At 46.0% G+C, this 15,083-nt stretch carries 15 protein-coding genes and 1 tRNA gene; 11 read left to right on the top strand and 5 right to left on the bottom strand.

All coding sequences use genetic code 11. From position 1 onward, the window contains the following. Positions 1–40 precede the first annotated feature (40 nt). The 4 genes from uvrA to ASG33_RS00280 all read left to right on the top strand — a co-directional run bounded on the left by uvrA (position 41) and on the right by ASG33_RS00280 (position 4,797). Positions 41–2,902 (top strand): excinuclease ABC subunit UvrA, encoded by a 2,862-nt coding sequence (uvrA, locus tag ASG33_RS00295; RefSeq protein ID WP_157474640.1) that lies wholly within the window; start codon positions 41–43, stop codon positions 2,900–2,902. A 54-nt stretch (positions 2,903–2,956) separates the two neighbouring features. Continuing rightward, positions 2,957–3,388, top strand: coding sequence for an antitoxin Xre/MbcA/ParS toxin-binding domain-containing protein (locus ASG33_RS00290; RefSeq protein WP_229238517.1), 432 nt, complete (start codon positions 2,957–2,959; stop codon positions 3,386–3,388). 8 nt (positions 3,389–3,396) lie between these two features. Continuing rightward, on the top strand, positions 3,397–3,861 hold the full coding sequence (locus ASG33_RS00285) for an RES family NAD+ phosphorylase (RefSeq protein WP_056279142.1): 465 nt from the start codon (positions 3,397–3,399) through the stop codon (positions 3,859–3,861). A gap of 99 nt (positions 3,862–3,960) precedes the next feature. Further along, a complete protein-coding gene (locus ASG33_RS00280) occupies positions 3,961–4,797 on the top strand; it encodes a fumarylacetoacetate hydrolase family protein (RefSeq protein ID WP_056279139.1) in 837 nt (278 codons plus the stop codon). 58 nt (positions 4,798–4,855) lie between these two features. On the opposite strand, the gene ASG33_RS00275 is transcribed toward ASG33_RS00280, so the two are convergent. The 3 genes from ASG33_RS00275 to era all read right to left on the bottom strand — a co-directional run bounded on the left by ASG33_RS00275 (position 4,856) and on the right by era (position 7,861). Then, the gene (locus tag ASG33_RS00275) at positions 4,856–5,251 is read right to left on the bottom strand and encodes a hypothetical protein (protein WP_082489131.1); all 396 of its coding nucleotides are present in this window, start codon (positions 5,249–5,251) and stop codon (positions 4,856–4,858) included. 318 nt (positions 5,252–5,569) lie between these two features. Beyond that, on the bottom strand, positions 5,570–6,880 hold the full coding sequence (der, locus tag ASG33_RS00270; RefSeq protein ID WP_056279136.1) for a ribosome biogenesis GTPase Der: 1,311 nt from the start codon (positions 6,878–6,880) through the stop codon (positions 5,570–5,572). A 60-nt stretch (positions 6,881–6,940) separates the two neighbouring features. After that, entirely contained in the window at positions 6,941–7,861 is a 921-nt protein-coding gene (gene era / locus ASG33_RS00265; protein ID WP_056283043.1) for a GTPase Era, read from the bottom strand. A gap of 232 nt (positions 7,862–8,093) precedes the next feature. Here era and ASG33_RS00260 point away from each other — a divergent pair. From ASG33_RS00260 to ASG33_RS00230, 7 genes are all read left to right on the top strand, one after another. Beyond that, positions 8,094–8,166, top strand: a tRNA-Met gene (locus ASG33_RS00260). Between the two features lie 137 nt (positions 8,167–8,303). Beyond that, the gene (locus ASG33_RS00255; protein ID WP_056279133.1) at positions 8,304–9,719 is read left to right on the top strand and encodes a hypothetical protein; all 1,416 of its coding nucleotides are present in this window, start codon (positions 8,304–8,306) and stop codon (positions 9,717–9,719) included. A gap of 71 nt (positions 9,720–9,790) precedes the next feature. Further along, on the top strand, positions 9,791–9,949 hold the full coding sequence (gene rpmH, locus ASG33_RS00250) for a 50S ribosomal protein L34 (protein ID WP_035333740.1): 159 nt from the start codon (positions 9,791–9,793) through the stop codon (positions 9,947–9,949). 124 nt (positions 9,950–10,073) lie between these two features. Beyond that, complete coding sequence (locus tag ASG33_RS25440; RefSeq protein WP_082489046.1) at positions 10,074–10,472, top strand: ribonuclease P protein component; 399 nt, start codon at positions 10,074–10,076, stop codon at positions 10,470–10,472. Between the two features lie 13 nt (positions 10,473–10,485). Beyond that, positions 10,486–12,138: a S41 family peptidase gene (locus ASG33_RS00240; RefSeq protein ID WP_056279130.1), complete on the top strand. Its 1,653-nt coding sequence runs from the start codon at positions 10,486–10,488 to the stop codon at positions 12,136–12,138. A 37-nt stretch (positions 12,139–12,175) separates the two neighbouring features. Next, positions 12,176–12,868, top strand: coding sequence for a tRNA (adenosine(37)-N6)-threonylcarbamoyltransferase complex dimerization subunit type 1 TsaB (gene tsaB, locus ASG33_RS00235; RefSeq protein WP_056279128.1), 693 nt, complete (start codon positions 12,176–12,178; stop codon positions 12,866–12,868). Between the two features lie 71 nt (positions 12,869–12,939). Continuing rightward, the gene (locus ASG33_RS00230; RefSeq protein WP_056279125.1) at positions 12,940–13,476 is read left to right on the top strand and encodes a DUF2480 family protein; all 537 of its coding nucleotides are present in this window, start codon (positions 12,940–12,942) and stop codon (positions 13,474–13,476) included. Here the strand turns inward: ASG33_RS00230 and ASG33_RS00225 are convergent. Then, positions 13,434–14,063 (bottom strand): ribonuclease HII, encoded by a 630-nt coding sequence (locus ASG33_RS00225; protein WP_056279122.1) that lies wholly within the window; start codon positions 14,061–14,063, stop codon positions 13,434–13,436. The genes ASG33_RS00230 and ASG33_RS00225 overlap by 43 nt on opposite strands. Further along, positions 14,063–15,079: a VWA domain-containing protein gene (locus tag ASG33_RS00220; protein ID WP_056279119.1), complete on the bottom strand. Its 1,017-nt coding sequence runs from the start codon at positions 15,077–15,079 to the stop codon at positions 14,063–14,065. Before ASG33_RS00220 ends, ASG33_RS00225 begins: the two co-directional genes overlap by 1 nt. Between the last annotated feature and the right edge of the window lie 4 nt (positions 15,080–15,083).

The raw sequence follows: 15,083 nt of genomic DNA, 5'->3' as shown, positions 1-15,083 counted from the left end.
TTAACAAACTTGAACCTGAATTCCATTAATTCCTTTTATGATGCATTTACCTTTTGCCCGGGTCGAAGCTTCCCAATTTGATGAACTTGACCCGAGAGAATACATTCTGATCAAAGGTGCACGAGTTAACAATTTAAAAAACGTGGATGTTGCCATTCCACGGAATAAGCTGGTCGTAATTACGGGCTTGTCTGGGTCAGGCAAATCTTCACTTGCATTCGATACGCTTTTTGCGGAGGGCCAGCGCATGTACGTGGAAAGCCTCAGCAGCTATGCGCGGCAGTTTTTGGGGAGAATGGAAAAGCCGGAGGTGGAATACATCAAAGGTATCTCGCCTGCGATCGCCATTGAACAAAAAGTAAATACCCGCAACCCGCGGTCGACGGTCGGTACTTCTACCGAGATATACGATTACCTGAAACTGCTTTTTGCGCGCATTGGCCGCACTTATTCTCCGGTTTCGGGAGAAATGGTGAAAAAAGATTCGGTTACGGACGTGGTCAACTACCTGCTGGCGCACCCGGAAGGTACCCGCGTAATGGTACTCGCGCCTTTACTGATCCGCGAAGGCCGCACGCAGGCGGAAGAGCTGACTATTCTGCTTTCAAAAGGTTACAACAGGATTGTACTGAATGATGAAGTGCTTTCCATTGAAGATATTATTGAAAACCCCGACAATTTCCCGCAGGCAGGTAACCAGGTTTTTATTCTTATTGACCGGGCTGCGGTGAAAGCGGATGATGAAGACACTCAATACCGCCTTTCTGACTCGGTTCAAACGGCTTTTTTCGAAGGAGAAGGCGTTTGCATTACCCAGGTTGTGAATGGAGAGCGCCGGATTTTTTCTGATAAATTTGAATTAGACGGAATGACATTCGAAGAGCCGAGTGTCAATCTGTTCAGCTTCAATAACCCATTTGGCGCCTGCAAGCGCTGTGAAGGTTTTGGCAAGATATTGGGGATTGATCCAGACCTGGTAATTCCGGACAAAAGTCTGTCCGTGTACGAAGGTGCTATTGCTCCCTGGCGGACGGAAAAGATGAGCGAGTGGCTGGTGCCGCTAGTTCGTAACGGCATTAAGTTCGATTATCCCATTCACAGGCCCTACAAAGACCTGACGCAGGAGCAGAAAGATTTGCTTTGGACCGGTAATCAATATTTTCAGGGTATCAATGATTTTGTCGCCGATCTGGAATCGCAGACACACAAGATACAGTACCGCGTCATGCTCTCGCGTTTCCGGGGCCGCACTACCTGTCCCGATTGCCGTGGCTCGCGGTTGCGGAAAGATGCATCTTTTGTAAAAATAGGCGGCGCGTCCATTACAGACCTGGTACTGAAGCCGATTAAAGATGTTTCTGTTTTTTTCCAAAATCTTGAAATTGGCGAGCACGATCGTCAGGTTGCAAAACGCGTACTGACCGAAATTGAAACGCGCCTCGACTATATGAACCGCGTCGGGCTGGGTTACCTGACCTTGAACCGACTCACAAGTACACTCTCGGGAGGTGAATTTCAACGCATTAAGCTGGCTACTTCACTCGGAAGTGCATTGGTGGGTTCTATGTACATTCTCGATGAGCCAAGTATCGGATTGCACCCAAGAGATACCCAGCGGCTCGTTGGCGTACTCGAATCGTTGCGCGATCTTGGAAATACACTGATTGTGGTGGAGCATGAAGAAGAAGTAATGCACGCCGCGGACCAGATCATCGATATCGGCCCGGAAGCGGGTACCGGTGGCGGCCACGTCGTTTTTCAGGGTAACCAGGAAGATATTGCTGCATTAAAGGCGAGCGGAGCCGAATACAACACCGATCCTGAAACCAGGTCTCATACCATTGATTTTTTACTCGGCCACGATTCCATTCCGATACCGGCAGTACGCAGAAAAGCATTGCATTTCCTTGAAATCAAAGGTGCAAGAGAGAATAACCTTAAAGAATTGGATGTAAAAATCCCATTGAATGTGCTCACGGTAGTTACCGGCGTAAGTGGCTCGGGAAAATCAACATTGATCCGCAAGTTGCTTTATCCTGCGTTAATGCGCCTGAAAGGGGAATTCAGTGAGGAAGTTGGGCGGTTTGATGAGCTGGTGGGCAGTGTCGACCGCATTGAAGCAGTGGAAATGATCGATCAGAATCCGATCGGAAAATCGTCCCGCTCCAATCCGGTTACTTATATCAAAGCTTACGATCACATTCGCCAGATGATGGCGGACCTGCCGCTTTCGAAAGCGAGGGGCTATAAACCGTCCCATTTCTCATTCAATGTCGACGGAGGCCGGTGCGAGATTTGCCAGGGTGAAGGTCAGGTGAAGGTAGAAATGCAGTTTATGGCTGACATTTATCTTACTTGCGAAGGCTGCAATGGAAAACGGTTTAAGCAAGAAATTCAGGAAGTCCGGTACAATGAAAAAGATGTTTCTGAAATCCTGGATATGACCGTTGACGAGGCAATCGAGTTCTTCCGGGGTAGTGAACCGAAGCTGGTAGAGCGACTACTGCCTTTGCAGGAAGTGGGTCTGGGTTATGTAGGACTGGGACAATCTTCTAATACATTATCCGGCGGGGAAGCGCAGCGCGTCAAGCTGGCATCATTCCTTGGAAAAGGCTCGACCAATAAAGGCAAAATGCTCTTTATCTTCGACGAGCCTACTACCGGGCTGCATTTTCACGACATCAAAAAATTGCTGAAAGCGATCAATGCGCTCGTGGAGCAGGGAGATACTGTGATCATCATCGAGCACAATATGGAGGTAATTAAAAGCGCAGACTGGATTATCGACCTGGGCCCGGAAGGTGGCGACGATGGCGGCCAGCTTACTTTTACCGGAACTCCCGAGGAGATGATCAAGCTGAAAGGCAACTATACTGCTGATTTTCTGAAGGAAAAACTTTGAACTTCGACAAAAGTCACTTATATTTAAGACATAGGTCACTTTAAAGCCGAAAGTATGTCAGCACCACTTCGCATGTTCCATGAAGATTTTGTTCCCTACGGATCAAAGCATTCTTCTGATTTCAGCCTGATCCGGATTTCCCGCGAGGGCGTGTTGCGGTCGGAGGCTGACGAAGTTTCTGATCTGGTGGGGCTAACAGACAATGAGATTGCATTCGTCCTGGGAATGACGCCTCGTAACCTGCACCGCATTCAGTCGGATAAGAAGCTGGGTACTGACGCCTCGGAAAGGTTGCTGCTGCTGCGGAATGTGCTGGTTCATGCGCTTGATACTTTTGAAGGAAAAGCCGGCACCGTTCGTAACTGGCTGCGCACACCACTTTCGGAGCTTGACGATCAATCCCCATTACAGTTAATGGACACGATAACAGGCTTTGGGCTGGTGGATGATGTACTGGGCCGGCTTGATTATGGTTTACCTGCATAATCCCGGTTATGGCTGTTGTTTACAGGATAGTCAGGGAAAAATTCAAGGACAGCGCGCTTTCTGTTGAGGGCAGCAGGCTTTTCGGCGCGCGCTGGAACCCGAAAGGGATTGGCGTTCTGTACGCTACTTCAACACCCGAACTTGGCCTGGTAGAAACCCTCGCGCACGCTCCCGGCGTGCGTTACGAAGATCTTCCGAAATACTGGCTTTCAACAATTCAAATGCCCGACCAGATCAGGTATTATACAAGAAGTGAAATGCCGGATTTCTGGCAGGACCGGAATTACGACCGTACACAATACTGGCTCAAAGACTGGCTGATCAATCCTGACGTCCTGGCTGTGGGCCTTCCATCTGTGATTGTTCCCTTTTCGTTCAACATTATCATTCATCCTCAGCACCCTGATTTCGAAGCAGTTTCGCTCATTTCGCAGGAAAGGATCCCTATTGACAGGCGGCTTTGGAAAGCCTGATTATCGAATTCGGGAATGGCCTGTTACCTTTCAACCGGTGTAATTAACAGTATAGAAAAAAGTCAAAAGCCTTATTGAACCAAAAAACAGCTGTAAACGATGAAATTATACAAAACACAAAACGGCATTATTCTTGAAAAGGATGATACATTTTATCGCTTGCACGAAACTGACTGGGACCTGGCTGTTAACCGCGACGATCTGTACGAGTGGCTCGAAATTCAAACCGAACAATTAATTCCGATCATATTTACCGACGATCTGCCCATGCCGGAAGTGCTGGCACCGATTGGTTCACAGGAAGTCTGGGCTTCGGGAGTTACCTATTTCAGAAGCCGCACAGCCCGCATGGAAGAATCGGAAAAGGCAGGCGGAGGAAGTTTCTATGACCGTGTGTATGAAGCCGAAAGGCCGGAGCTTTTCTTTAAATCCACCGCCTGGCGTGTAATTGGAAATCACGGTACGGTAAGGATCCGCAGAGATTCTTCCTGGGATGTTCCTGAGCCTGAGCTCACGCTTTTTGCGTCTTCTTCGGGTACACTTGTTGGTTACACGATCGGGAATGATATGAGTTCAAGAAGTATAGAGGGTGAGAATCCATTGTATCTGCCGCAGGCAAAGTCTTACACGGGCAGCGCCGCGCTTGGTCCCTGCCTGTATGTACCCGAGTATCCATTAACAGATGACACAGTGATTGATTTATCGATCATACGCGACGGCGAAGAGGTGTTCAATGGAGAAGTTACCCTGGCACAAATGAAGAGAAAACCGGAAGAGCTGCTCAAATACCTTTTCCTGGAAATGTCTTTCCCGCAAGGCGCTTATCTGATGACCGGAACCGGCATTATTCCTCCTTCTGACTTTACGCTGCAAAAGGAGGATGTGGTACACATCAGCATTGAGCCCATTGGAACACTGACCAATGTGGTAGGATAAAAAAGAAAGAGCGGCCTATTTGGCCGCTCTTTTGCATTAATGATAGAAGTATGATTGTCTACGAATTTCCTAATGGAGTGGAACCTACAAATGCATAAACCATGCAGCGAAAAGCTCCGATTATTTTAGTCACAATTGACTCGTCTGCACTATCCTCTTTCTCGTTTTTGAAAAAAGAACTTGGGCCTTCTTCCAGGATCCGCTCGTTTAATGTAGCAGATGCATTGCTGCTAACAATACTGGTGTTAAACAATGCAGCACTCTTTGCCTGAGCAACCGGCTTTGTAGTCCGGGCAATAGATTTATGCTTTTTAACCACTGCCTTTTCAATTACAACTTCTTTCCCCGCCTGCAGCTTTTTGTGCGCGACAAACATATTGTGAACATAACCTGTTGCTCCGGCGCGGAAGCTAAACAGCACCAGGAATATGAGGAGTAATTTGATCGTTCTCATGGCATTTTTGTTTTCAGTCATTCAAAAAATCCGAACAGAATTCATTGTAACTAATTGACCTTACAAATATATATGTTTCAATAGGTATCTTGCAATACATAGTACCTTGTTTTTAACAATTTTTTTGAAAAAACTTTTTGGTACAGAAAAATGTGCTGCGATGCTTAACAGATGTAAAGGTAATTTGAAAGGTTGCACCAGCAGAAATAAAAAAGACGAAACGTAGATTTAAGTACCTGAACCGTAAGACTTACCGGATAAAACAGAAGCGCCGGCATTGGTGAATGCCGGCGCTTCTTCAATTATAAACCTGATGTATTACTTCTCGCGGAAGAAAATCGTGATCGGCACGCCCGAAAAATCGAAATTTTCACGCATCCTGTTTTCAAGATATCGCAGGTAAGGCTCCTTAACGTGCTTGGGATTGCTGCTGAAAAACACGAATGTGGGCGAAGGTGTCGGCAACTGGATCATATACTTGATATTGATATACTTTCCTCTGTGTGCCGGCGGCGGATATTTCTCGATCTCAGCCTGCATTACTTCATTCAGTTTTGAGGTTGTGATCTTTTTGGTTTTGTTTTTATAAACCTCCATTGCCTTCTCCATCACCTGGTGAATGCGTTGTTTTTCAACAACGGAAGCAAAGATGATCGGCATGTAGTTCATCGGTGCCAGCTTTTCCAGCAACGCTTTCTTATAGGCATCAGCTGTTTTGGAATCTTTTTCAACCAGGTCCCATTTGTTGACCATGATCACAATTCCCTTTTTGGCTTTGTCGGCTTGTCCGATGATATTCATATCCTGACCTTCCAGGCCCAATGTCGCATCAAGCAACACGATACAAACATCCGATTCTTCCATTGCCTTCACGGAACGCAGCGTCGAATAGAATTCAATGTCTTCTTTCACGCGTGACTTTCTTCGGATACCTGCGGTGTCCGTCAGGATAAATTCCATTCCGAATGCATTGTAATGCGTATGGATCGCGTCGCGGGTTGTACCAGCGATATCGGTAACAATACTCCTGTCAGTTCCTGTCAGCACATTCAAAAACGAAGACTTTCCTACATTCGGGCGGCCCATGATTGCAATGCGGGGAATCCCTTCTTCCGGGTTTTCTATTCCCTGTGTGTCAAAATGCGTAATTACCTTATCGAGCAATTCACCTGTTCCGAAGCCGGTCTGCGCAGAAATAGCGAAAATTTCGTCTCCCAAACCCAGCTCGTAAAATTCAGCAGCAGATTGGTAACGTTCCTGCGTTTCCGCTTTGTTAGCTACCAGGTAAACAGGCTTGTTAAACCGCCTAAGTACGTTTGCAAAGTCTTTGTCAAGATCTGTCAGGCCGGTCATGGTATCAACCATAAACAGTACTACACTTGATTCTTCAATTGCCAGCTCCACCTGGTCGCGGATCGCACCTTCAAATATATCTTCTGAACCAACTACATATCCGCCGGTATCGATTACTGTAAAATACTGATCTGTCCATTCTCCATAACCATAATGCCGGTCGCGCGTCACGCCGCTCTGGTTGTCCATAATTGCCTTGCGGCTCTCTGTAAGGCGGTTGAATAATGTAGACTTACCTACATTCGGTCGTCCTACTATCGAAATAATATTTGCCATTTTACTTGTTTGATCTGGTCCAAACGGCATTGTTCATACCGTTTTTCATTCATTTATTTATTAATCTTCATAACCGAACTGGCGGAGCTTATTTTCCTTGCTTCTCCAATCGGGTTCTACTTTTACGTGTTGTTCAAGAAAGACTTTTTTGCCAAAAAACTCTTCCAGATCCTTCCTGGCCTGAGTACCTACTCTTTTCAGCATTTCACCTTTTTCACCAATTAAAATCCCTTTCTGGCTTTTGCGCTCGACCAGAATTTCGGCACGTATTACGATGATATCGTCTTTTTCCTTGAATTCTGTGATTACTACTTCGGAGCTGTATGGAATTTCCTGGCGATAATTCAGAAATATTTTCTCGCGGATCATTTCGGAAGCAAAGAAACGCTCGGGCTTGTCTGTTAGTTCGTCTTCTTCGAAATAGGGCGGATGAAAGGGCAGGCGTGTAATTACGGCATCGAACAATGTTCCTATGTTAGCATTTTCCAAAGCCGAGATCGGGATGATAGCCGCAGGGTGGATCTCATTTTCCCATTCCGCCATTCTTGCATTCACCTGTTCCTGATCCGACAGGTCAATTTTATTCAAAACGAGGATCACAGGCGAGTCGGTGCGGTTCAGAAGCGGCAGTACCTCGTGTTCGGCCACCTTCTCTCCTACTTCCACCACAAACAAAACCACATCGGCATCTTCCAGAGACCCTTTTACAAAAGTCATCATCGAATCATGCAGCTTATAGGCAGGCTTGATCACGCCCGGCGTATCGGAATACACGAGTTGGAACGGAATATTTTCGTGTGTTCCGTTAAGTATCCCTAATATACGGTGTCTGGTTGTTTGCGCTTTGGAGGTAATAATTGACATTTTCTCACCCACCAATACATTCATCAGCGTGGATTTACCAACATTCGGTTTACCGATAATGCTGACAAAGCCCGCACGATGGTTTCGCAGGGGAGCTTCTTTTTCTTCTTCTTCCATAAATTTTTTGGTATTCACTATTTAAAAAGGAATGCAGCCGCCTCAATTTTCGAAATCGCTGATAATTAGGGTGCTGCCTCCAATTATTATGCAAACCTACGGTTTTCCGGGCAGCAAACCGCGCGTTAGGGCGTAGTATTACGTGGTAAGTCTGTAAAAGTTGTCTTAATTTTTTTTGCAAAAAACTGGCATATTCAAAATAATGCCGTATGTTTGCACTCCAATTCAACGCCGCGGGATGGAGCAGTTGGTAGCTCGTTGGGCTCATAACCCAAAGGTCGCTGGTTCGAGTCCAGCTCCCGCTACATCGAAGGCCACTAATCACAAGTTAGTGGCCTTTTTTATTGCCCGGAAAATAGCCCGACTGAGCAGTTTGCGATTCTTCCCAAGAAAAATCTTATGTTTGAACCTCCGGTTTGACATCCATCAGAAATGTTTATCTATGACTAATTCTACGTGGCTTAAAAGCGCTGACAATCGTGTGAAGCTGCTGATTTTCGCGTTTACAATTCTCCTCCTTCCATTCGTAGCATTATCCTTTTTCACTTTCCCCACGACAGACGATTATTGTCATACGCTGACAGTCAATGACATGGGTTACTGGGCATACCAAAAACATTACTGGCTTACCTGGTCGGGACGTTACATCGGAACGCTCATTTCAGCCACGCAGCCGCTTACATATGGTTCCTATTTTGGCTACAAAGTCGCCCCTGCCATTCTGCTTCTGATCTATGTGCATGCCTTTATCACCTTTGCCAAAGCATTATCGGCCAATAAATTGCCAACCTGGCAGACTGCCCTGCTCGCATTCTTAATGCTGTTTGTTTTTATCGCAGAAATGCCTTCCGTTGCGGGTTACATTTACTGGTATACCGGCTACTATTACACGGTTGCCGATATTAGTACGCTTTACCTTTTGGCATACTTCTTCCGGCATTACCCGGCCATTACTGCGCAAAATATCATAGTGCTGTCGCTTGGTCTTATTTTACTGATCGGAATGAATGAATACACACTAGTGTGGTTGGTGATTCTGTGCGGCTCTTTATTCTTTTTCAAGAGTATTATTGATAAAAAATTACATTTCAAATTTCTGGTACTCTCTCTGGTCGCACTGGTTTTTGGCGTATTGTCTGTGACAGCACCGGGCAATGCAGCCAGGGCAGAGTCGGGACTTTATCCCACTCCATTGAAGTACAATTTGCTTTTTTCCCTGAAAAGCAGTTTCACCTGGGAATTTCATAATCTGTCGAAAATGGCACCTGCTTTGTGTGTGCTGACACTTGTCCTGATCCCGATTGCCTGCATACTGTATACTTCGAGAAAGCCCGGCGAATTCGGCTTTTTCTTTGTACATCCCGCATTCTCATTGCTGGTTTTTGCAATAGCGCTTTACCTGAGCTACTTTCCTTCTTACTGGTCTATCGCTGAGCCTCCTAACCTTCGAGGACAATGTGTGATCAACTTTTGGACGCTGATTGGATGGACATTCAATGTATTCGTAATCATATTCTGGTTATTGGAAAAAGAGCGCATCAGGCCCATTTTGAGCCTGGGTGTGTTGAGCTGGGTGGTCGCTTTTTACTTTTTCAGCTTGTACCTGAGCAATTTTAATTACCGGTCTGCCTGGTCGGACTTGCTGACTGGCCGTGCCGCCCGTTACAACAAAGAAATGATCGCCCGTACCGAGCTGGTATTGAGCACAAAAGAGCAGCAGGTAACAGTTCCAAAATTGAAGAACATGCCCTACACAATCCTCAATGTAACGCCGGACTGGGATCCAGCCTGGGCATCAGTAGAAGTTAACAATGGCTGTGCAGAATGGTATTTTAAGAAAAAGTTTTTCTATAAATAATTTTTTTTCTACCTTTGCAAGCCAAAATTAGGGATAGACAGACATTTATATCGCAATAATTTGATACTGAGATGAAACGTACCTTTCAACCATCGAATCGCAAGAGGAGAAATAAGCACGGATTCCGTGAAAGAATGTCCACGGCAAACGGGCGTAAAGTGATTGCTGGCCGTCGTAAAAAAGGCCGTTGGAAACTGACTGTTTCTGACGAAAAACGCCACAAGCAATAATCAGGGTTTGATTGGTCTGAGTTTAGGGCGATAATCCAGGATGTAAATCCGGGAAGCAAAGTCTTTCATAGTCTGATAAATTTGACCATCATCAAGTTTATCAGACATTTTTTTATTAGAAGACTTGAAACAAACATTTGGTAAAAATGAGCGTTTATGCAGCCCCCGTATAATCGGCAGGCTTTTCAAAAAGGGTAGTTCGGAGGTCCACACGTTCTACCTTTTTCCTTTTAGGGTGCTGTATATTAATGCCCCCCTGTCCCCCCCGCAAGTACTCTTTTCTGTCTCGAAAAGAAATTTCAAGAAGGCTGTCGACAGAAATCTGATCCGGCGGCGCTGCCGCGAAGCTTACCGTCTTAATAAGCATTCACTGGTTACATTAACCACTGAATCAAGACCTTCCTACATCGCTTTTTTATATCTTGCAAAAGAAATAGTGTCCTACGACGTTATTGAATCGGCTATGAAGCAATCGCTCACCAAACTGGAAAAGTTGCCGGCCTCATCCAAAAGTCCATCCTAATTCCTGAACATAGATGAAAAAGTATTTCCGCTCCATGTTGCTGGCTTTGCCCGTAGTTGGCGGTCTCGCATTTGTATCTTTCCGGCAAGACGACCGCCTGTTCGAAATAGCGCGCAACCTTGACATTTATGCAACTCTTTTCAAGGAACTTAATGCATATTATGTTGACGAAATCAATCCTAATCAGTTGATCAAGACCAGCATAGACAATATGCTCCGCTCGCTGGATCCTTACACCGTGTATTATGCGGAAGATGATATCGAGGATTACATGACAATGACCACCGGCAAATACAATGGTATCGGTGCGATTGTGAATTCGGAGGATGGAAAGCATACTGTGATGATGGTATATGAAGATACCCCCGCGCAAAAAGCCGGACTTCAACTAGGTGACGAAATCACCAAGATCAATGGCATTGATCTGTCTACGAGAGAGGATTTCGATACCGGAAAGTTGCTGAAAGGACAGTCGCAAACTAATGTGACGCTGACTGTAAAACGGTATGGTATCACCAAACCTTTGGAAATCAGCCTGAACCGCGACATTGTAAAAGTTACCAATGTACCTTATTACGGAATGCTGAATGAGAATGTGGGCTACATTGACCTGAAAGATTTTACTGCAACTGCTTCCCGCGAGGTGCGCAATGCATTTCAGGAACTCAAAGGAAAAGGCATGAAGTACGTCGTGCTCGATCTGCGCGACAATCCGGGTGGTTTGCTGAATATGGCGATTGAGATCTCCAATATTTTCATCGCAAAAGGCGAAGAGATCGTTTCGACAAAAGGAAAGGTAAACGATTGGAATAAAACTTATACCGCATACAATCCCGCACTTGACACAGATATTCCGGTCGTAGTTTTAACAAACAACCGAAGTGCCTCCGCTGCTGAAATCGTTTCGGGGGTAATTCAGGATTACGACAGAGGCGTTTTGATCGGACAAAGGACTTATGGAAAAGGGCTGGTACAAACTACGCGCGACCTTTCCTTTAACACCAAAATGAAGATCACGACTGCCAAATATTACATTCCGAGCGGCAGGTGCATTCAGGCTATTGATTATAGTCACCGGAATGACGACGGCAGTGTAGGCAAGATCCCGGATTCGTTGATGACCGAGTTTAAAACCAAAAACGGCAGGGCTGTTTTTGACGGTGGCGGTATTTTGCCTGATATCCTGACAGAGAAGGAAACCTATTCACCGCTGGCTACTTCACTGGGCCGCAACCGGTTGTTCTTTGATTACGCAGTAAAATATCATTTCGAGCACCCTACCATTAAGCCAGCCAAAGAATTCCAGCTTTCTGATGCGGATTATGCGGCCTTCGTAAAATGGCTGGGCGACAAAGAATATGATTACACCACTCAAGTGGAACGCGAGCTAAGTGAGCTGGAAGCTTCGGCTAAAAAGGAAAAATCGCTTGAAGTGATTGAGGATCAGTTAAAAGCATTGAAGTCGAAGCTTGGGCACAGTAAAGACAACGATCTGCAGATATTCAAGCCGGAAATCAAGAGAATTCTGGAAGAAGAGATTATCAAGCATTATTACCTTGAAAAAGGAACGCGGGAAGCTTCTTTCAATAATGATACTGAGGTAAAAGCCGCATTGGCCCTCTTCAAAGAGCCTGCACGGTACAACGAAATTCTTAAAAAGAAATAGTCACTTTCAGCCCGTCACACCGACGGGCTTATCGTTTATGCTTATCCTAGCTATTGATACTTCTACGCGCGGCTGTTCCGTGTCACTTACCAATGAAACCGGAATTGTTTCAGTTTACGAGCTTTTTACTGATAAATCCTCTTCGGGCATGCTCACTACACTCATCGCCAGCTGTGTTGAAAATGCAGGGTATATGTTAAGTGACCTGAATGCAGTGGCAGTTGCAATGGGGCCAGGCTCTTACACTGGTCTTCGCGTGGGCGTTTCAACAGCAAAGGGGCTTTGTTATGCACTGGAAAAACCCTTGCTAGCTATTAACACGCTTGAAGCAATGGCATTGCAGCTTGCTCCATTTTATCCCGGTCATTTACTTTGCCCGATGATCGATGCACGGAGAATGGAAGTTTACGCAGCCGTTTTCGATGCGCAAAATGCAACTGTACTTCCAACACAAGCCACTATCCTGACAGAAAACTCCTTCGAAGATCTTTTGCGAACAAATAAAATGGTCTTCTTCGGCGACGGTTCAGCCAAGTTCAAATCGCTTGTTGCTGACCAGCCAAATGCATTGTTTCCTTCCGCAGATATTTATCCTTCTTCCAAAACCGTAGCATTGCTGGCTGTGGATGCTTACAATGCAGGGAAGTTTGAAGATGTGGCCGCATTCGAGCCTTATTACCTAAAAGACTTCATGTCACCTGCCCCAAGAAAATCCAAAACGCTCGCTTAACCGCTTTTTACAATACGCTTAAACGAACTCAAACTTTTTCGTGTTGGTTTTTTATCAAAATACAAACCGAAATGGAAGCCGAAGAGATCGTAAACCGCGTAGCAACAAGTGGGATTGTTTCACTGGACCTGGAAGAATTACACCAGCCGGGAGAACGTATCCTGTATGATATCAAAGATAATTTGTGGCAGGGAATGATTTTGCGGGAAAAGGATTTCCGTGAGTTCCTGAAAGCACATGACTGGTCTCAGTATGCAGGCAAGCACGTAGCAATTATCTGTTCGGAAGACGCGATTGTACCTACCTGGGCATATATGCTGCTCGCTGTCCATCTTGAACCGCACGCTCAAACCATCGTTTTCGGAGACCTGGCTGCGTTGGAGGCTACGCTTTTCAATAATGCCATTCAAAAGATTGACATTGATTCTTTTACAGGCAAAAGAGTAGTGGTAAAAGGATGCAGCAAAGTAGAAGTGCCGGTAAGTGCCTACGTGGAAATCAGCCGACTTCTAAAACCTGTGGTACAAAGTCTGATGTTTGGCGAACCTTGCAGTACCGTCCCGCTTTATAAAAAACCCAAATCTTCCGTTTCGACTTCCACCGACTGATCCGCGTCTTCTTTCAATAACCGGAATGTCATTCTATGGTAAGCGCAAGGCCCGTGTAAGCCGATCGCCTTTCGGTGGTGAATGGTAGGGTAACCTACGTTATGTTCCCAGCCGTAGAATGGAAATTGTGCAGCCAGATTTTCCATTAATGCATCCCTGTAATTCTTGGCCAGGATTGAAGCCGCTGCAATGGATAGATAATGCGCGTCACCCTTGATAATGCAGGTGTGCGGGATCATCGGATAAGGTGTAAACCTGTTCCCGTCGACCAGCAAATGTTCCGGCTTCATTGTCAGCTTATCGACCGCACGGTGCATTGCCAGGAAGCTCGCTTTCAGGATATTGATCTTATCAATTTCAAGATTATCTACTTCCGCCACAGCCCAGGCCAGCGCTTCTCTCACTATTTCCTTTTCAAGTTCCAGCCGCTGTATTTTGGTCAACTGCTTGGAATCGTTGAGAAATGAATGTTTGTAGTCACGCGGCAGGATAACCGCAGCCGCAACCACCGGTCCGGCCAGGCAGCCTCTTCCCACCTCATCCAGGCCGGCTTCGATCGCTTCTATATTGTAAAAAGGCTTAAGCATTAATCTTCGAGGATATTGGCCATGAATGTGCTTTTGGTACCGATAGCTACAAGCAGGAAAAGCACTGCCCAATAAAGATATATTCTGTAAAAATCCTTGACATCCCGCGACAGCATATCACGCGATTTGACTTTTTCGAGCTGGTCTATCTGTTTAAACACCGTTTCCAGTCCCGAATTGTCCGTAGCACGAAAATACTTCCCGTTACCCAAACCTGCAATATTTTGAAGCTGTCCTTCATCGATTAATGCAGTGCTCGCGGTGCTGTCCGAGCGTGGCGCCTTTTTCAGCCGGCCTACTGAAATCGTGTACACTTTTACGCCAAACGCATTGGCAAGCTGGGCAGAAGTGGTCGGATCGAGGTTTCCGGAAGTATTATCGCCGTCACTGATCAGGATCGCCACCTTACTTTCACCTGGCATTTCCCGCATCCTGTTTACTGCCACCGCCAAAGCACTGCCGATCGCGGTTCCGGCTGTGGGGATCATTTTAGGACTTATTTCATCCAGAAAACCATAGAGAAGTTCATAGTCGGTCGTGAGCGGACAAAGGGAAACAGCCTCTCCTGCAAATATGATGAGCCCAATCCGGTCCTGTAACCTGCCTTTGATGAAGTTGCGCGCTACCTTCTTGGCCGCTTCCAGACGGTTTGGATTAAGATCTTTTTCCATCATTGAATCGGAAATATCCAGCAGGAGCATGATATCAATTCCTTCTGAATACTGATCTGTACGCTCCGTAACAACCTGCGGGCGCGCGAGGGCTATGAAAATGAAAGCAACTGCGAGCCCCACGCAAAGTGGCTGCACAAAGCGCAGTAATGTCAGCAAATTAGCAGGGCCGCTTACCGGTGTGTAGGTGATCGTAAGCCGCTGTTTGTGATTTCGATGCAATGCATTCCGTAGCCAGAAAAGGATCGGAATGAATGGGATCAGATACAAAAAGTAGGGATACACCCACTCGTACGACTTGAACATGTCGTAAGTAAACCAGCGAAGCGATAACCATGCATCCATTTTT

It is taken from the genome of Dyadobacter sp. Leaf189, from assembly GCF_001424405.1.
Taxonomy (GTDB): domain Bacteria; phylum Bacteroidota; class Bacteroidia; order Cytophagales; family Spirosomataceae; genus Dyadobacter.
This window is presented reverse-complemented; position numbering and strand designations above follow the sequence as displayed.